Source organism: Nocardia vinacea (assembly GCF_035920345.1).
Classification (GTDB): domain Bacteria; phylum Actinomycetota; class Actinomycetes; order Mycobacteriales; family Mycobacteriaceae; genus Nocardia; species Nocardia vinacea_A.
Genome location: NZ_CP109149.1, coordinates 7,072,461 through 7,090,684 on the forward strand (window position 1 = coordinate 7,072,461; position 18,224 = coordinate 7,090,684).

The window sequence follows — 18,224 nt, forward strand, 5'->3', positions numbered from 1 at the left end:
AGCTAGCTCCGACAGTCTTTCGTTAACAGTGCTGACCTCGGTGGATGTCGGTCCAGTGCATATCGAGCCAACGAGAGCAACCCACTGGCATGACATGCACGTCGCAACCCACATCCCAAGATCACGCACCACGCCGCAGATCACAATAAGGCAACACCGCAACCAGCGCCATTCCAACCCGTTACCGTGTCCGATTCCCGTCACCGCGCGGCCCGAAACGGTTCCGCTCAGCGAGCTTCCGTGCGGCTCGCCAAGATCGAATACGGACGCGGAGCAAATGCCGGCGGTGCCGACGCACAAAAAAGGGCGCCTGTGGATCGAAATCCACAGGCGCCCTTTCCGCTCCGGTAAGAGAGGTTCTAACGTTGCGCGACTGCAGTCGGCGGGATCGGCGCGGGCAGCGCGGTCTCGCCCTCGAGGAACTTGTCGACCGCAGACGCGGCGGCGCGGCCCTCGGCGATGGCCCAGACGATCAGCGACTGGCCGCGGCCCATATCACCGGCGACGAAGACGCCCGGGATATTGGTCGCCCAGTTCTTATCGCGCTGGACATTGCCGCGCTGGTCGTAGCCGACACCGAGACCTTCGAGCAGGCCCGGCTTCTCGGGTCCGGTGAAGCCCATGGCGAGCAGCACCAGATCGGCCTCGAGGGTGAAGTCGGTGCCCTCGACCTTCTCGAAGCGGCCGTTGACCATCTTGACCTCGTGCGCCTCGAGCGCGGTGACCTTGCCGTCCTTGCCGACGAAACGCTCGGTGTTGACCGAGAACACGCGTTCGCCGCCCTCCTCGTGCGCCGAGGAGACCCGGTACATGAGCGGGTAGGTCGGCCACGGGGTGGAGGAGGCGCGCTCCTCCGGCGGCCGCGGCATGATCTCGAACTGGTGGATGCTGGCCGCGCCCTGACGGTGCGAGGTGCCCAGGCAGTCCGCGCCGGTGTCACCGCCACCGATGATGACGACCTTCTTGTCCTTCGCGTGGATCGGCGGCAGGCCGTTCTCGTCGGTGACATCGTCGCCGAGCTGCACCCGGTTGGACCACGGCAGGAATTCCATCGCCTGGTGGATGCCGTCCAGATCCCGGCCCGGGATCGGCAGGTCACGTGCCAGGGTGGCGCCACCGGCCAGCACGATCGCGTCGAACCGCTCGCGCAGCTGCGTGGCGGTGATGTCGACACCGACGTTCACCCCGGTCTTGAAGATGGTGCCCTCGGCCTCCATCTGCGCGAGTCGGCGGTCGATGAAGCGCTTCTCCATCTTGAATTCCGGGATGCCGTAGCGCAGCAGGCCACCGATGCGGTCGGCGCGCTCGAAGACGGTCACGGTGTGACCGGCCCTGGTCAGCTGCTGCGCGGCGGCCAGACCGGCCGGGCCGGAACCGACCACGGCGACCCTCTTGCCGGTGAGACGGGTCGGGTAGACCGGGGTCACCCAGCCCTCGTCGAAGGCGTTCTCGATGAGCTCGACCTCAACCTGCTTGATCGTCACCGGATCCTGGTTGATGCCGAGGACACAGGACGCCTCGCACGGCGCCGGGCACAGCCGCCCGGTGAACTCCGGGAAGTTGTTGGTCGCGTGCAGCCGGTCGATGCCCTCACGCCACTGGCCCCTGTGAACCAGGTCGTTCCACTCCGGGATGAGGTTGCCCAGCGGACAACCGTTGTGACAGAACGGAATACCGCAGTCCATACACCGGCTGGCCTGGGTCTGCAGGGTCTGGTGCGAGAAACCCTGCTCGTAGACCTCTTTCCAGTCCAGCAGGCGCAGCGGAACCGGACGACGCGTCGGCAGTTCCCGTTTGGTGTGCTTCAGAAATCCTTGCGGGTCAGCCACGTGCCGCCTCCATAATCGCCTCGTCAACATCCGTGCCGTTCTTCTCGGCTTCGGAAATCGCGAGCAAAACCTTCTTGTATTCGCGCGGCATAACCTTCACGAAGTGGTTCACCTGCTGGGACCAGTCGCTCAGAATGCGTTCGGCGACAGCCGAACCCGTCTGATCGCGGTGCTGGGTGACGATGTCGCGCAGCCAGGTGAAGTCGTCACCGGCGAGCTGCTCGACCGCGTCGGCCTGCTCCGGGTTGAGCCTTGCCTCGAAGGTGCCGTTCGGGTCGTAGACGAAGGCGACACCGCCGGACATACCGGCGCCGAAGTTGCGGCCGGTCTCACCGAGGATGACCACCCGACCACCGGTCATGTACTCACAGCCGTGGTCGCCGACACCCTCGACCACCGCGGTGGCGCCCGAGTTGCGCACGGCGAACCGCTCGCCGACCACGCCGTTGATGAAGGCCTGACCGTTGGTGGCACCGAACAGGATCACGTTGCCCGCGATGATGTTCTGCTCGGCGATGAAGTCGGCCGGTGCGTTCAGCGACGGGCGCACGATCAGGTGGCCGCCGGAAAGACCCTTGCCCACATAGTCGTTCGCGTCACCCTGCACCCGCAGCGTGATGCCCGCGGGCACGAAGGCGCCGAAGCTGTTGCCCGCGGAACCGGTGAAGGTGATGTCGATGGTGTCATCGGGCAGGCCCGCGCCACCGTAGAGCTTGGTCACCTCGTGGCCGAGCATGGTGCCGACGGTGCGGTTCACGTTCGTGATCTTGGTTTCGAACTTCACCGCCTGACCGCGCTCGAGCGCATCGGCGCTCTGCGCGATCAACTGCACGTCCAGCGCCCGGTCCAGGCCGTGGTCCTGGGTCTTGGTGCAGTACCGGTCCTGGCGCATGAATGCCGTCTCGACATCGTCGAGGATCGGCGACAGGTCCAGCTTGCTGGCCTTCCAGTGCGCCTTGGCCTGGGAGGTGTCGAGCATATCGACCCGGCCGATGGCCTCGTCCAGGGTGCGGAAGCCCAACTCCGCCAGCAGTTCCCGTACCTCTTCGGCGATGAACAGCATGAAGTTCTCGACGAATTCCGGCTTGCCGGTGAAGCGTTCGCGCAGCACCGGGTTCTGCGTCGCGACACCGACGGGGCAGGTGTCGAGGTGGCAGACCCGCATCATGATGCAGCCCGAAACCACCAAAGGCGCAGTGGCGAAACCGAATTCCTCGGCGCCGAGCAGTGCGGCGATCACCACGTCGCGCCCGGTCTTCATCTGGCCGTCGACCTGCACGACGATGCGGTCGCGAAGTCCGTTGAGCAGCAACGTCTGCTGGGTTTCGGCCAAGCCGAGCTCCCAGGGACCGCCCGCATGCTTGAGCGACGTCAGCGGCGAGGCGCCGGTACCACCGTCGTGGCCGGAGATGAGCACCACGTCCGCGTGCGCCTTCGATACACCGGCCGCAACCGTGCCGACGCCGGGCTCCGCAACAAGTTTCACGTGAATCCGCGCCTGCGGATTCGCGTTCTTCAGGTCGTGGATCAGCTGCGCCAGATCCTCGATCGAGTAGATGTCGTGGTGCGGCGGCGGCGAGATCAGGCCGACGCCCGGTGTCGAGTGCCGCACCTCGGCGACCCACGGGTACACCTTGTGCGCGGGCAGCTGGCCGCCCTCACCGGGCTTGGCGCCCTGCGCCATCTTGATCTGGATATCGGTGCAGTTGGTCAGGTAGTGCGCGGTGACACCGAAGCGACCCGAGGCGACCTGCTTGATCGCCGAACGCCGCCAGTCACCGTTCTCCTCGACCTCGAAGCGGGCCGGATGTTCGCCGCCCTCACCGGAATTCGAGCGACCGCCGAGGCGGTTCATCGCGATCGCCAGGGTCTCGTGCGCCTCCGAGGAGATGGAGCCGTAGCTCATCGCACCGGTGGAGAACCGCTTGACGATGGCGCTGGCCGGTTCGACGTCGTCGATCGAAATCGGCTTGCGCTCACCGGTCTTGAACTTGAACAGGCCGCGCAGCGAGGCCAGCCGCTCGGACTGATCGTCGACCAGCTTGGTGTACTCCTTGAAGATCGAGTACTGACCGCTGCGAGTGGCGTGCTGCAGCTTGAAGACGGTGTCCGGGTTGAACAGGTGGTACTCACCCTCACGCCGCCACTGGTATTCACCGCCCACCTCGAGCTCGCGGTGCGCGCGCTCGTTGCGGTTCTCCAGGAACGCCACGGTGTGCCGGGCCGCCACATCGGCGGCGATCTCGTCCAGGCCGATGCCGTCCAGATGCGAACGCAGGCCGGTGAAATACTCGTCCACCAGCTCCTGCGACAGGCCGATCACCTGGAACAGCTGCGCGCCGGTGTAGGAGGCGATGGTGGAGATGCCCATCTTGGACATCACCTTCAGCACGCCCTTGCTCGCGGCCTTGTTGTAGTTCGCGACCGCCTTGCGGTAGTCGGCGGGCAGATCGCCGGTGCTGCCGGGCATCTGGAGCCCGCCACGCTCGAGCAGATCCTCGATGGTCTCGAAGGCCATGTACGGGTTGATCGCGGCCGCGCCGAAGCCGACCAGCATGGCCATGTGGTGCACCTCGCGGGCGTCACCGGTCTCGACGACCAAGCCGACCATGGTGCGGGTGCGCTCGCGCACCAGGTGGTGGTGCACCGACGCGGTCAGCAGCAGCGACGGAATCGGCGCCAGCTTCTCATTGGACTCGCGGTCGGACAGCACGATGATCCGCGCACCGCCCTCGATGGCGGCCGAGACCTGGGTGTTGATGGCCTCGAGCGCCTTGCGCAGGCCCTTGCCACCCTTCTTCACCGGGTACAGACCGTGCACGACCACCGAGCGCAGCTCCGGATGCGAGCCGTCGTCGTTGATGTGGATGAGCTTGGCCAGCTCGTCGTTGTCCAGAATCGGCTGCGGGATGGTGATCTGATGGCAGGACTCCGGTCCCGGATGCAGCAGATCGGCCTCCGGGCCGAGTGCCCGGCGCAGGCTGGTCACCACTTCTTCGCGGATCGCGTCCAGCGGCGGGTTGGTCACCTGCGCGAACAGCTGGGAGAAGTAGTCGAAGAGTAGTCGGGGACGCGAGGAAAGCACCGCGATCGGGGTGTCGGTGCCCATCGAGCCGAGCGCCTCACCGCCGGTCTTGGCCATCGGCGAGATCAGCAGGTTCAGCTCTTCATTGGTGTATCCGAAGATCTGCTGACGGATCAGGACGCGATCGTGCGACATGTGCACATGCGGGCGATCGGGCAGATCGGCCAGCTTGGTCACACCTGCGTCGAGCCATTCCTGGTACGGGTGCTCGGCGGCCAGCCGGCTCTTGAGCTCCTCATCGCCGACGATGCGGCCCTGCGAGGTGTCGACCAGGAACATGCGGCCCGGCTGCAGCCGGACCTTCTGGACCACCTTTGCCGGATCGATGTCGAGGACACCGACCTCGGAGGCCATGACGACCAGACCGTCATCGGTGACCCAGATGCGGCTGGGGCGCAGGCCGTTGCGGTCGAGGACGGCGCCGACCACGGTGCCATCGGAGAAGCACACCGATGCCGGGCCGTCCCACGGCTCCATCAGCATCGAGTGGTAGCGGTAGAACGCCCGTCGCTGCGGGTCCATGTTCTCGTTGCGTTCCCAGGCCTCGGGAATCATCATCAGCACCGCATGGGGCAAGCTGCGGCCGCCGAGGTGCAGCAGTTCCAGCACCTCGTCGAAGCGCGCGGTATCGCTCGCCCCCGGGGTACAGACGGGGAAGATCTTCTGCAGGCGGCTGTTGCCCGCTTCGTCGATGCCGAAGACATCCGAGCGCAGCAGCGCCTCGCGGGCGCGCATCCAGTTCTCGTTACCGGTGACGGTGTTGATCTCACCGTTGTGCGCGACCCGGCGGAACGGATGCGCCAGCGGCCACGACGGGAAGGTGTTGGTGGAGAACCGGGAGTGCACGATGCCGAGGGCGGACTCCATCCGGCCGTCCTGCAGGTCCAGATAGAACGCACGCAGCTGCGGGGTGGTGAACATGCCCTTGTAGACGAAGGTCTGACCGGACAGGCTCGGGAAGTACACCGATTCCTTGCCGACCGCGCCCTCGCCCGCACCGGCCTTGCCCAGTTCGTGCTCGACGCGCTTGCGCACGACGTAGGCCCGGCGCTCCAGATCCATGCCCGACAGCTGCTCGGCCGAACCCTTCGGCGAGCCGATGAAGATCTGGCGGAAGGTCGGCATGGCGTCGCGGGCCAGCGCACCAAGGGTGGACTCGTCGGTGGGCACCTCGCGCCAGCCGAGCACGGAGAGGCCCTCGGATTCGACGATGCGCTCCAGGCCGTAGGCGGCCTTGGTCGCTTCGCGGCGGGCCTGCGGCAGGAAGGCGATACCGGTGGCGTAGGAGCCCTCCGGCGGCAACTCGAAATCGACCACGGCACGGAAGAACCGGTCCGGAATCTGGATCAGGATGCCGGCGCCGTCACCACTATTGGGTTCGGCACCTGCGGCACCGCGGTGCTCCAGGTTCAACAGAGCCGTAATAGCCTTGTCGACGATGTCGCGGCTGCGGCGGCCGTGCATGTCGACGACGAATGCGACACCGCAGGCGTCGTGCTCGTTCGCCGGGTCATAGAGCCCGATGGGTCCGGGGGACCTGTGGCCAGGAAGTTGCGTCATGCCTCTGCCTTCAAGAAAGTCGGCCTCGATGAATCGGCCTATGGGAAAGGGGCCTTTCGTCGATTGCCTCCGTCAAGACTGCGCCTGTACGTTGCGAAACCAGCCGCGCTGATGGTCTTCTTCGTGCAGTCACGTCTCCAGTTGTCCACCCGCTGCGATGACGTAGGGGTGCTCGTCGGTAACGGAACGCTTACGTGTTCCTTACCTCCGCACGGGTGCGCGCCCGCTACGCTTGGGCACCGGATTTCCGAGCCCGAGCGGGCGCTAGTGCCGAACATTCTGTATTCGGCGTAAGAGCAAACGATAAGTCAGGTCCGGGGCCCAACCAACTTAGGTCGTGCTAATAACCGGGCCTAGCTGGGCTTCTTCAATCGGTCCTCCACGTGTGCGCGTCGTCCAGTGTAAAGCAGCGAACGCGGTGCGATCGATCCCCTTGGCACCGGGTGCCAACAGCGAGAACGGGCGCCCAGGACCCGCACCACGCCACACCTCGCACCCCGAGAACCGGCGCTCACCTGCATCGAAGTGGATTTCCCCTGCTTCACTCGAGGCAAACCCGATTCGCGGTGGCTAACTGACCGGCGGGCCGGATGAGAGATTTCCGACAGGGGTGTGACAAGCACACAACCCGATCCGACCGTCCGGACTCTTTTGCTCGATGTGGGATTCAGCACATTTCCAGCAATCTAATTCGAGTGGTTTACGACACATTTCCGCCGGGCGACACGCGGTGCCGACGACTTGCGGCTCGCAGCACACCCATCTAAGGACCGCATAGCGCGGCGGCGGCACGGACCAGCGCCGCCTGATGCAGCGCATCGCGGCCGGAGGCGAGCACCCCGAAAACGGGCGACGCCAGGCGCAAGACACAGTTCGGACCGGTGAGCGCGGCGCGGCGCAGCGCGAGTTGGTCGACGATTTCCACATTCACCCGGTCGATCACCGGGCGCACCGACGACAAGTCGGGCAGCGTGCTCGGCGCCGCGGCCGGATCGAAGCGCCAGCGGGTGACCAAGCCGCGCTGGACGATCTTGTTGGCCTCGATCTGGCCGAAGAACACCTGGTGGACCCAGCTTTCCGGAAGTCCGCGGTCGGCGCCGAGGCGCACCATCGCGTCGTATACCTGCGCTTCGCGTTCCGGATCGTCGATCGAGGGCTGGCCGCCGTTCCGCGCGGCCGTCGCCCATTTGGCCGCGGCGACGGCGTCGGCGGTATCCAGGCGTTCGGTCACCAGAGCGACGATGCGATCCAATGCCGGATCGTCGTCGAGTGTTTGCGCGCGGCTATCGGGGGCGGCCATCAACAGAGCCGCCGCCACACACACCAAAACCCTTGCCGAGCCTCGGAAAAACACCCGCAACACCTCGTTCGCCAGCTCGTTCCGGTGCGGTCATCCCTGCCAGATTAAGGGTGAGCGGGCACACAAGTCCGGCGGCCATACCGAATTCTGTGAGCCTGACCACATCCCCGGCTGCGTGCTCGGTGTGTCGCGGTCGCGCCTGTCACGCTGTGACAACGAATCAGTGACAGCTTCGGCGGGTTTTTCGAGCGGCCTGCAAGCAGTCGCTAGCAGGCCGCCACTTTGACTTGGGATGAAGAGGATGTGGGATCCCATGACAGTCACCGGCTTGTTCACCTGGCTCGGTGGAGGTCTCGGGCGCGAGCAGGGTGGGACCGAACTCGTCTATCCGCATGAGCGCGCGGATTACGCCGTGAGCGGCGCCGTTGTCCTGCTCTTCGCGGCGGTGGCCGGGATCGTCGGCACGGTCGCACTTGCCACGGCCGATGCCATGCCGCTGTTCGCGATCGTGTTCGTCGCGCTCGTCGTCGCACTGCTGGCGGGTGCGGTGGCCCGTGCCCTCGCGACCGCGCGACCCGCCGGTGGTCCGGATCGCCGCGGTCTCGCCGGACGGATCGCGGTCGCGGTGATGGCCGGGGTACTGGTCGCGGAACTCGCCTCGACGGTGCTCTTCGGCGGCTCCATCGATCGGCTGCTGGATGAAAAGGCGCAGCGTGCGGTCGATTCCGCAGCTGCGGTGGTCACCGCGCGGACCGAGCTGGAGCGTGCGAAGGCCGATCGCGCCGCACTGGACCAGTCGATTGCCAAGGCGCAGGCCGATATCGACCACGCGCTGGTGATCGCGCGCTGCGAATACAACCCGACGCCGGAATGCCCGCAGACCAGGATCACCGGTGTGCCCGGTCGCGGCCCCGAATCGCAGACCGCCAACGCGATGCTCGATGACGCGCGCAAGCAGTTGGCCGCGGCGCAGGATCGGGTGGCCGGACTGGATCAGCGGATCACCGAGGACCAGGAGTCCCTCGACACCGCCGGTTCCGCCGCCTTCGCCGATGCCGATCGCGGCCTCGGCGCGCGCTGGCTGGCCATGAACGACTACACCACCGGTACGGCGGGCGCGTTCCTGCTGCGGGTGCTGACCATCCTCACCTTCGTCCTGCTCGCGCTGCTGCCGTTGATCATGCGGTGGTGGCGCGGGGAGACCTCACTCGATCGGCGACTGGCCTTCCACACCGTGCAGGACCGCGCCGAACGCAGCGCCGACGCCGCGATCGCGGTGAGACGCGCCGAGGTGCGGGCCGAGGCCGAAAACCTGCGCACCGAACAACAATTGACCGCCGTCCGACTGGCCGTCGAGGCCGATACCGCCATCGATCGGGAGCGTCAACGCACCCGGATCGTCGCCGCCATCGGCGGATTGGAAATCGGCATCACGGACCCGGGGCGACGTGAACTTCCAGCCGGAACGGCTGGCGACCGAGAGGACAGCTCTGTGTCTCAGGAGGTGACCCCAAACCTTCCGGCCACCGTGAGTGCGGGTGCGCTCGCCCCGACCGGCGGTGCAGGCACGGTAGTGCCGCATACCGCCTCGGCCGCACCTGCCGCGCCCAAGAGCGGCGGCCTGGAACTTCCGCTGATCGGCACCGTGCCGTTCTCCGATACCGCGGCCCGCTTCATCCGCCCCCTGGTACCCGCGTTCGTCGCCAATGCGATCGACACCGCCACCCACCCGCTGCGCACCGCACGCCAGGCCTTCGAAGAGGTCGAGGAGATCACCTTCACCCTGCGCCGCACCCGCAAGGTGACCGTCGACTCCCAGGATTCGCACGCCCCGGCCATGACTCAGTCCCCGCAACCCGGCTACCAATTGCCCGGCACCCCCGAGTCCTGGCACGCCCAGCGCGTCGCTGCCACCGTCGTAGACGCGGACTACACCCAGGACCCCCGCTACTCGGCCCTCCCCCCGGCCGCCACACCCCAGGGCTACGGCCTCCCCCAAGCCGACCACCGCAACGAACTCTCGGCCGGCCACCGAAATGAACTCCCCCGCCACCGCGGCCCGCGCGAACTGCCACCCGCCCACTGACCGGCACGGTCCAGCGGCCAGTAAGGCCTGACAGATGGCACCGTCCGAGACCCGACGCCCGTAAATCAACCGCCGTTTCCACATCCGGTGCACCACGCGCACGATGTGCTGCCCACTGTTGGGCGCAGTCACTCCGCGCCCCCGCGGGAACTGCCGCCGCCAACTAACCGGCACCGTCCAGCGGCCGATTCGTACGGCCCGACAGATGGCGCCATCCGAGACCCGACGCCCGTGGATCAGCCGCCGTTCCACATCCGGTGCACCTCGGCATTGTTCGCCGCGCACGATGTGCTGCCCACTGCTGGCGGAATTCGCTCCGCGCTCCGCGGGAACTGCCGCCGCCAACTAACCGGCACCGTCCAGCGGCCGATTCGTACGGCCCGACAGATGGCGCCGTCCGAGGCGCGAGACCCTTTGATCGGCCGCAGTTGCCGCATCTGGTTCACCCGGCATTGTTCGACGCACGGTGTGGCGCCCCGCTGCTGGCAGAAGTCACGCTGCGGCCCGGCCCGAGGAACTGCTGCCCGCCAACTGACCGGCGGCGGCATGATGTGGGTGGCACGGCGGTCATACCTGGTGCATCGCGGCATTATTCGGCGTGTGCGGGTGAGGTACCGGACATCACTCGGAGGCGATGCGGGTGGCGCTGGCTGCCGTTGGCACCACAGTGGCGCATAGTCTGCAACGCATGCCCGACAGTGATGTGCCGACCGTGCCGGATGCGGGGGCCGCCCCGTGGGGGTCGCGGCTGCTCGGGTCGGCGGCGGAGTCGGCGGGGAAGCGGCGGATTCGGGTTCAGTTGCTGTTGACGGTGCCGTTGTTGATTGCGAATGTCACCGGGATTACCGTCTCGATCGCCTTGATCGGCTTCGTATTGCCCGGGCCGACGGTGTTCACCAGGCGACTGGTACTGCTCAATTTCGTTGCAACACCGATGTACGGGGTGCTGGCGCTGCTGATCGGGATGTGGTGGGGCACGACGCGCGGGCTGCGTGCGTTGCGCTGGGCCATCGAGCCGGATCAGGTGCCGAACGAGGCGGAACAGATCGCGGCCACGCGGGTGCCGATGCTGCTCGTACGGTGCCAGGCGGTGCTCTGGCTGGGCGGGATGGCGATGCTTACCACGCTGTACGGACTGTCGGATCCGGCGCTGATTCCGAAAATCGTCTTCGGCATCGGGATCAGCGCAATCGTGGTGTCCGCCAATAGTTATCTGATCATCGAGTTCGCGCTGCGACCCTCGACCGCCCGGGTACTCGAGGCGGCGGCCTCACGACAGCGGCGCGGGATCGGTGTCTTCGGCCGGTCGATTCTTGCCTGGACGCTCGGCTCCGCGGTGCCGGTCGCAGGCTCCATGGTGCTCGCCATCATGGCGCTGACCATGGACAACATCAGCACGGCGCGACTGGCGGTGTGCATGCTGGCGCTCGGCGGGGCCGGGCTCTGCTTCGGTCTATTGCTGATGGCGCAGACGCTTTCGGCGACGGTCGCACCCATTCGAGGTGTGCGGCGCGCGCTGCGTCAGGTGGAGGACGGCGATCTCGATGTCGCGGTCACGGTGTACGACGGCACCGAATTGGGTGAGCTGCAAAGCGGATTCAATCGCATGGTGGCGGGACTGCGTGAGCGCGAACAGATCAGGGACCTGTTCGGCAGACATGTCGGCCACGAGGTGGCGGAGGCGGCGCTCGAGCGCGAGCCGAATCTCGGCGGTGTGGAGCGCGAGGCGGCGGTGCTGTTCATCGACATCATCGGCTCGACGACCATGACCGCCACCCGTCCCGCCACCGAAATCGTCGCCATCCTGAACAGTTTCTTCGAAATCGTGGTCGACGAGGTCGAACGGTGCGGCGGCCTGCTCAACAAGTTCGAGGGCGACGCCGCACTCGCCGTCTTCGGCACACCGGCACCGCTCGACGACGCGGCGGGCACGGCGCTGACTTGTGCCCGCGCCATCCGAAACCGCTTGACCGCCAAGGCCTCCGACTTCACCGCCGCCATCGGCGTCGCCGCGGGCCGGGTTGTCGCGGGCAATGTCGGCGCCCACCAACGCTACGAATTCACCGTCATCGGAGATGCGGTCAACGAGGCGGCCCGCCTCTGCGAACTCGCCAAAACCGACCCCGGTCGTCTGCTCACCTCGGCGTCCACCATCGCCGCCGCCGATCCGTCCGAGGCAATGCACTGGCAGCTCGGCGAGTCCGTTACGCTCCGCGGCCGAGTCACCCCGACCGGATTGGGACGGCCGCAACCGGATTAGCCGGTCAGCACTACATACCCGTATCCGCACCAATTACCCGGTACCGGGCATGAGCACGGAACCGTACAAATGTTCGGAACTGGACAGCCATCCCGGCGTACCGCCGAAGCATCAGGTCAGAACGGTAATTCCGAGACAACGCGGCGCGACCGCACGCCTCGTAAGCACCGATCTCATCCAGACCGGTTGGCTTTCCATATGACTTCGCCCCCCGCTCCGGATACGGAACAGGGGCGAAATCCGCACCGAGATATGCCGTTACGCACGAGCGGTCGCAGCCGGAAGGCGACCACGGCGGCGATCAAAAGCACCACAGCGGTACCGATGGCGGCCATATGAACGCCCGAGACGAACGCCTCGTGCACCGAGGTCAGAAATCCATCGGCCGCCGACTGCGGCAGCTGACGAGCGAATTCGGTGGCACCGCCGAGAGATTCCGAGGCCGCACCGGTCTGCGCGCTCGGCACCTGGGACAGGTCGAGCCCACGAACGAGTACACGTCGATGATCCACAGCAGCTGCGGCGTGGTCGGCGCCAGTTCCGCGCTGATCGCAGGCACTGCGAGGTCGAGCACGGTCGCGTCGACGGCGAGCAGCAGCAGGGCCAAGCCCGTCACCACCAGTCCGGCCATGCGCACCATCGACGCCAACTCCGGCCCGGAAACCGACGAGGTGCAGCAGGCGCTGTCGGACATGATGGACAGCTGGTCGGACGGTCTGGACAAGGACATCGACGATCCGGTGCGGGCCGACATCATCCGTTTGGTCGGCGACGGCGTCTATCTGCGCGCGCTGCTCGGCCTCCCACCGGTCGACTCGACGCGATACCGGAAGGTCGTGGAACGACTGCTCGAGCGCTGAGCAGACGCACCATCCGTATGTTGCGCCCCGCCTGGCGGGTCGCCGACGGCTAGACTCGGCCGCGTGTTACCAGCCGCCGAGCCGGCCGGTGCCGTCGGGGCGGGGAACGATCCGGTGCCAACCTCCCCTGGAACGACGGTGCCGATCCGCCCACTGAGCTTTCGCGAACTGCTCGACGAGCCGTTCGCGCTGATCCAGGCGAATGTCGTCGTGCTGGCGGGCACGACCGCGATCGGACTCGTCCTCGCCGAACTGCTCGTCGTCGCGACTACCGGCGGGATCTCCTATCTGACGGAAGGCTCCGACGCGAGCACCGCGTGGGCGGCGATCCTGTCGACGGCGGCCGCCGCCTGGCTGCTGCGGTTCCTGCTGCGCGGGATGACGGTCGCGCTCGGACTCGCGACCGTCGCCGGATCGCCGATCGGCTGGCGCACGTCGCTGGGCCGGGTGGGTGCGGTCGCCGGTCCGCTGTTGGCCTTCCACGTGCTGTTCACCCTGGTCGGCATCGGCGTGCTGATCGTCGGCAGCCTGCTGATCATCACCTATCCGTTCGCGCTGATCTGGCTGGGCTATCTGCGGGCCGGACGGTTCGTCGCGGTGCCGGTGATCTTCGTCGAACGGACCACACACGCCGGTGCGGTCGCGCGCTCGAAACTGCTCGTCCAGGGCGCGCAGTCGTCGATAACCGGATTGTGGTTCGCCTGCCGTGCACTGGTCGTCCTCGTCGCCGTGCCGCTGCTCGGCATCCCGTGGTACCTCTCGGATTTCACCGGCACTCATCGCTGGCAGGTCATCGTCCTGCTGTCGACGTCGGCACTGTTGATCATCGCCTTCGGTGAAGTGGTCGAGTCGGCGACGCGGGTGGTCTCGTATGTGGATCGCCGATGCCGACGCGAAGGGCTCGATATCCGGGTCCCCGGAACGGATAAACGATGACAGAACCCACGGCACCGCCGCCACCACCACGACTCGGACCCGCGGACGCGCACCGCGACGCCGCCGAAAACGCCGCACTGCACCGGGATTTCGACACCGCGCTACGCGAGCGGTTCCGCGCGGTACTCCGCGGCCTGGAGCAGCGCGGCATGCTGGAGGTCCGCCGCTCGCGGACCGCGCGGGAAACCGCCGACGACGCGACGACCGCGCTGCCACTCGAGGATGCGAGCGAATTACATCCGGCCGCACACAGTTTCGACGAGGTCGTGTACGGCGGCCGCCGCGCCACCGAGGACGAATACCGCCGCCTCGAATATGCCGACCGCTACTCGCGCAGTGCCCCACCGCCCGCACCGGAACCGGTCGAAGCGACGATCACCGAGAAGACCAAGACCCGCAGACAACTTCCGCCGCTACCGGACCTGCTGCGCAATCCGAAATTCTGGGCCGCGCTGCTCGCCGCCATCGCACTGGTCGTGCTGCTGTACGCGGTGTTGAATTCGTGTGCGGCGCCCGCGCCGCATAAGCCGACACCGCCGGATATTCCGCCGCCCAAACCGCCCGAGCACCATCCGGATGACAACCGCGACGACTCCGGCTTCGGTGCGGGCCAGGATTCCATCTTCGGCAGGCTGCCCGCACCGGTCGCCTTCGGCGGCCTGCAATTCCTCATCGCCGCGGCGGTGCTGGTGTGGTGGCGGGCTGCTCGTCGCGGTGCGCTGGTCGGCGAACCGCGACCCGTGGAAGTGGCAGCGAACGAACTGCTCGGTGGCCAGGCGGCGCTCTATCGCCGGTCGAAGGACCACGAACATGTCGCGGCCCGGCTGCGCGCCGCCACCCTGCGCCGCATCCGCCCGATGCTCGGCGTCGGCACCGATGTCACGCCGGACCGGCTGGTTGCGACCGTCGCCGCGCGTACCCGGGCCGATCCGGCCGTGGTCGGCGCCGCGCTGTACGGGCCGGTGCCCGATGCGAGCACCCTGCAACTCGTTGCCACACAACTCGAATGGATAGAGGCGGAGGTCGGATGACCAGCACGGACACCAACCACACCCCGACCGCCGAGGAGGCGGGTGCCGCATTCGCCGCACTGCGTGCCGAGATCGGCAAGGCGGTGATCGGGAACGACACCGCGATCATGTACCTGGTGCTCGCCCTCCTCTGCCGCGGCCATGTGCTGCTGGAAGGCGTTCCCGGCGTGGCGAAGACGCTGCTGGTCCGTGCGCTCGCAACGTCCCTGGATCTGGAACACGCCAGGGTCCAGTTCACCCCGGACCTGATGCCGGGTGATGTGACCGGTTCGCAGATCTACGATCCGCATACCACCGAATTCACCTTCCGGCACGGCCCGGTCTTCACCAATCTGCTGCTCGCCGACGAGATCAATCGCACGCCACCGAAAACTCAATCGGCGCTGCTGGAATCGATGGAGGAGCGTCAGGTTTCGGTGGACGGCAAGCCGCGGCCGCTGCCGGACCCGTTCGTCGTGGTCGCCACCCAGAACCCGATCGAGCAGGAGGGCACCTATCCGCTGCCGGAGGCGCAGCTGGACCGGTTCCTGTTCAAGGTCGATATCCAATTGCCCGGGCGCGACGATGAATTCCGCATTCTGCAGCGGCATGCGGGCGGCTTCGATCCGCGCGATCTGACCGCCGCCGGTCTGCGTCCGGTCGCGGGTCCGGCGCATATCGCCGCGGCGCGGGCGGCGATCACCCGGGTCACCATCAGTCCGGAGGTGCTCGCCTACACGGTGGATATCTGCCGGGCCACCCGCAACTCCCCGGCGGTCCAGCACGGCGCGTCCACCCGCGGCGCGACCGCGCTGATGGCGGCCTCGCGCGCGTTCGCCTGGCTGAACGGTCGTGGTTTCGTGACCCCGGACGATGTGAAATCGGTTGCGGTCGCCGTACTTCGGCATCGGCTGCATCTGCGGCCCGAGGCGGAGTTGGACGGTGTGACGACCGAGGGCGTCATGTCGTCATTGCTGCTTTCGGTTCCGGTTCCGGTGTAGCTCGTGGTCGTTACCGGTCGGCTCGCCCTGACGGCGGCGGTACTCGCGCTGTTCGTCTGCTTCGTCATGCCGTCGTGGCTCGGTGTCGTCCTCATGACGAGTGTGCTTGCCGCCCTTGTACTTTTCGATCTCGGCACGGTAGCGCGAGCGCGCGACCTCACGCTGACCAGGGAATCGTTGACCGTGATCCGGCTCGGCCGCAGCGCCGAGGCGGAACTCGGCGTGGTGAACAACGGAACCAGGACCGTCCGCGGGCAGCTGTGGGACGACTGGCCCGGCAGCGCTTGCGCCGAAACCCGCACGCACCGACTGGATCTGCCGCCCAACACCCGCATGCGAGTACAAACCACATTGACACCGACCTACCGCGGTGATCGGATCGCCGGTCCGGTGACGGTGCGTTTGTTCGGCCTGCTCGGTATGGCCGGATGGCAGAGTCGCCACACCGTGCCCGCGCGGGTCCGTGCGCTGCCGGAATTCCGCAGTGAACGGCTGCTGCGCTCGAAAGTCAAACGGCTGCAGCATCTCGAGGGCCGCAATGTCGCGAATATGCGCGGTCAGGGCACCGAATTCGATTCCTTCCGCGAGTATGTCGCGGGTGACGATGTGCGGGCCATCGATTGGCGTGCCACCGCTCGCGCCACCGATGTGCTGGTGCGCACTTGGCGTCCGGAACGCAACCGGCACATGCTGATGGTGCTCGACACCGGCCGCATCAGCGCGGGCCGCGTCGGCACAGGCACCCGGCTGGACTCGAGCATCGAGGCCGCCCTCTTGCTCGGCGGATTGGCCGCGGCCGCAGGCGATTCGGTGGATCTGCTCGCCTACGACCGGCAGGTCCGCACCGAGGTCCGCGGTGTGGGCGGCCGCCGCCTGCAACTGAAACTCATGCACGCCATGGCGGGCGTCACCCCCGCACTGGTCGATACCGACAGCGCGGGCCTGGTCCGCGCCGCCATCCAACGCGCCCGCCGGCGCAGCCTGGTGGTCTGGTTCACCAGTCTGGACGGGGCGGCCGTCGAAGAGAACCTGCTACCGGTTCTGCCTACCCTCGCCCAACGCCACCGCGTCCTGATCGTCTCGGTCACCGATCCCGACGTCGCGGCGGCAGCTACCAAACGCGACACCCTTGCCGACCTCTACCCCGCTGCCGCCGCCGAATCCCTCATCGCCGAACGCGCCCTGGTCCAGGAATCCCTGCGCCGCATGGGCATCGACGTCGTCGCGGCCGCACCGGAGCGCCTCCCCGAAGCGTTGGCCGACGAATACCTGGAGCTCAAACAGTCCGGCACTATGTGACTCCGAGATCGCTCGGCGGCGGGCCCGATGCCGCCTTGGCATCGATGTCGATCCGGGGCCACGGCATCATCCGGATCCGGATCGCGATCTCCCGCTCCGGGGCGGATAAGACCTTGGCGAGCAGCACAATCGCCACGGCCGAATGACCATGTTGCCGAGGAAGATTCGATGAGACTCAGCTCGCCCGGGCGATCGGCATCGGACGCGGCCCCGCCATCACCATCGGGGTGATGATCGGGGCGAGGGTGCGGCGTTGGCGTTCCGCGATGACCGCACCGAGGATCTGCACGGGTGGGTAGCCCGCCGGGACCGGGATCCGCAGGCGGTCACATACTGCGAGGAGCAGGGTGTGGCCGAGGTTCGCCCGGGCGGCGGGGCTGAGGGTGTTGATGCGGGACAGGTACTGGCGTACCGCGAGCGCGAGATCCTCGGTGATGCCGGACAGGTCCAACTGTCCGGACCAGGCGACGAGCCAAGGCGGCGCGACGGCCAGGAGCGGGAAGGGCACGCGGCGCTGGCTGTGCACGACAACGGTGCCGGCGAGAACATCGCCGACCCGGCGCGCATTCGGCGAGCACATCGAGGTGATCACCCCGACCGCACCGAATGCGCCCAACATCCAGAAGTCGACGATCACACCCGCCAGACCGCGGGTCAGTGCGTGGCGGAAGTCGATCGGCCCGCCGTCGCCGCGCACCACCCGGAGCCCGAGCGCGAGCTTGCCGACGGTTCGGCCGCGCATGAGGGTTTCGCAGACCACCGGATAGCCGACCAGCGTCCCGACGATCGTGGTGATCGCCGCCGCGCTGTACCACGCGGAGTCGGCGCCGAAGTAGAGCAGCGCCACGCTGAGGCCGAGCATCAGCATGCTGCCCAGCATGAATTGCACCAGCACGTCCAAGAGGAACGCGGTGGCCCTGGTCGGGATCCGGGCGATCGGCAGCTCGAGTGCGACCGCTTCGCCGGTGGTGAATTCAGCCATGTCGATAGCATTCTTC

General features: G+C 67.1%; 12 protein-coding genes and 1 pseudogene. 7 read left to right on the forward strand and 6 right to left on the reverse strand.

The window, feature by feature from the left end:
- Positions 1-359: 359 nt before the first annotated feature.
- From OIE68_RS32280 to aroQ, 3 genes are all read right to left on the reverse strand, one after another.
- A complete protein-coding gene (locus OIE68_RS32280; RefSeq protein WP_327094758.1) occupies positions 360-1,829 on the reverse strand; it encodes a glutamate synthase subunit beta in 1,470 nt (489 codons plus the stop codon).
- On the reverse strand, positions 1,822-6,474 hold the full coding sequence (gltB, locus tag OIE68_RS32285) for a glutamate synthase large subunit (protein WP_327094759.1): 4,653 nt from the start codon (positions 6,472-6,474) through the stop codon (positions 1,822-1,824). Before gltB ends, OIE68_RS32280 begins: the two co-directional genes overlap by 8 nt.
- A 763-nt stretch (positions 6,475-7,237) precedes the next feature.
- On the reverse strand, positions 7,238-7,828 hold the full coding sequence (gene aroQ / locus OIE68_RS32290) for a gamma subclass chorismate mutase AroQ (protein ID WP_327094760.1): 591 nt from the start codon (positions 7,826-7,828) through the stop codon (positions 7,238-7,240).
- A gap of 259 nt (positions 7,829-8,087) precedes the next feature.
- Here aroQ and OIE68_RS32295 point away from each other — a divergent pair, with 259 nt between their 5' ends.
- On the forward strand, positions 8,088-9,860 hold the full coding sequence (locus OIE68_RS32295; protein WP_327094761.1) for a DUF4407 domain-containing protein: 1,773 nt from the start codon (positions 8,088-8,090) through the stop codon (positions 9,858-9,860).
- Positions 9,861-10,548: 688 nt separating this feature from the next.
- The gene (locus OIE68_RS32300) at positions 10,549-12,120 is read left to right on the forward strand and encodes an adenylate/guanylate cyclase domain-containing protein (protein WP_327094762.1); all 1,572 of its coding nucleotides are present in this window, start codon (positions 10,549-10,551) and stop codon (positions 12,118-12,120) included.
- Between the two features lie 484 nt (positions 12,121-12,604).
- Here the strand turns inward: OIE68_RS32300 and OIE68_RS47220 are convergent.
- Positions 12,605-12,760: pseudogene (locus OIE68_RS47220) on the reverse strand (MFS transporter); the annotation flags it as partial.
- A 55-nt stretch (positions 12,761-12,815) separates the two neighbouring features.
- Between OIE68_RS47220 and OIE68_RS47225 the strand changes: the two are divergent.
- From OIE68_RS47225 to OIE68_RS32325, 5 genes are all read left to right on the forward strand, one after another.
- Positions 12,816-12,980, forward strand: coding sequence for a hypothetical protein (locus OIE68_RS47225; RefSeq protein ID WP_419150824.1), 165 nt, complete (start codon positions 12,816-12,818; stop codon positions 12,978-12,980).
- A 114-nt stretch (positions 12,981-13,094) separates the two neighbouring features.
- Positions 13,095-13,916 (forward strand): hypothetical protein, encoded by an 822-nt coding sequence (locus OIE68_RS32310; protein ID WP_327094764.1) that lies wholly within the window; start codon positions 13,095-13,097, stop codon positions 13,914-13,916.
- On the forward strand, positions 13,913-14,947 hold the full coding sequence (locus OIE68_RS32315) for a DUF4129 domain-containing protein (protein ID WP_327094765.1): 1,035 nt from the start codon (positions 13,913-13,915) through the stop codon (positions 14,945-14,947). Before OIE68_RS32310 ends, OIE68_RS32315 begins: the two co-directional genes overlap by 4 nt.
- Positions 14,923-15,927 carry an AAA family ATPase gene (locus OIE68_RS32320; RefSeq protein ID WP_419150592.1) on the forward strand — a complete coding sequence of 335 codons (1,005 nt, stop codon included), beginning with the start codon at positions 14,923-14,925 and terminating at the stop codon, positions 15,925-15,927. Before OIE68_RS32315 ends, OIE68_RS32320 begins: the two co-directional genes overlap by 25 nt.
- Before the next feature lie 3 nt (positions 15,928-15,930).
- The gene (locus tag OIE68_RS32325; protein ID WP_327094767.1) at positions 15,931-17,226 is read left to right on the forward strand and encodes a DUF58 domain-containing protein; all 1,296 of its coding nucleotides are present in this window, start codon (positions 15,931-15,933) and stop codon (positions 17,224-17,226) included.
- Here the strand turns inward: OIE68_RS32325 and OIE68_RS32330 are convergent.
- On the reverse strand, positions 17,219-17,362 hold the full coding sequence (locus tag OIE68_RS32330; protein WP_327094768.1) for a hypothetical protein: 144 nt from the start codon (positions 17,360-17,362) through the stop codon (positions 17,219-17,221). The genes OIE68_RS32325 and OIE68_RS32330 overlap by 8 nt on opposite strands.
- Before the next feature lie 39 nt (positions 17,363-17,401).
- Positions 17,402-18,208 carry an RDD family protein gene (locus tag OIE68_RS32335; RefSeq protein WP_327094769.1) on the reverse strand — a complete coding sequence of 269 codons (807 nt, stop codon included), beginning with the start codon at positions 18,206-18,208 and terminating at the stop codon, positions 17,402-17,404.
- Between the last annotated feature and the right edge of the window lie 16 nt (positions 18,209-18,224).

Excerpts from the sequence above, each read along its gene's own strand:
- OIE68_RS47225 (WP_419150824.1), top strand. The coding sequence starts at position 12,816 with ATGGACAGCTGGTCGGACGGTCTGGACAAGGACATCGACGATCCGGTG.
- OIE68_RS32295 (WP_327094761.1), top strand. The coding sequence starts at position 8,088 with ATGACAGTCACCGGCTTGTTCACCTGGCTCGGTGGAGGTCTCGGGCGC.
- OIE68_RS32320 (WP_419150592.1), top strand. The coding sequence starts at position 14,923 with ATGGATAGAGGCGGAGGTCGGATGACCAGCACGGACACCAACCACACC.
- OIE68_RS32335 (WP_327094769.1), bottom strand. The coding sequence starts at position 18,208 with ATGGCTGAATTCACCACCGGCGAAGCGGTCGCACTCGAGCTGCCGATC.
- gltB (WP_327094759.1), bottom strand. The coding sequence starts at position 6,474 with ATGACGCAACTTCCTGGCCACAGGTCCCCCGGACCCATCGGGCTCTAT.
- OIE68_RS32300 (WP_327094762.1), top strand. The coding sequence starts at position 10,549 with ATGCCCGACAGTGATGTGCCGACCGTGCCGGATGCGGGGGCCGCCCCG.
- OIE68_RS32315 (WP_327094765.1), top strand. The coding sequence starts at position 13,913 with ATGACAGAACCCACGGCACCGCCGCCACCACCACGACTCGGACCCGCG.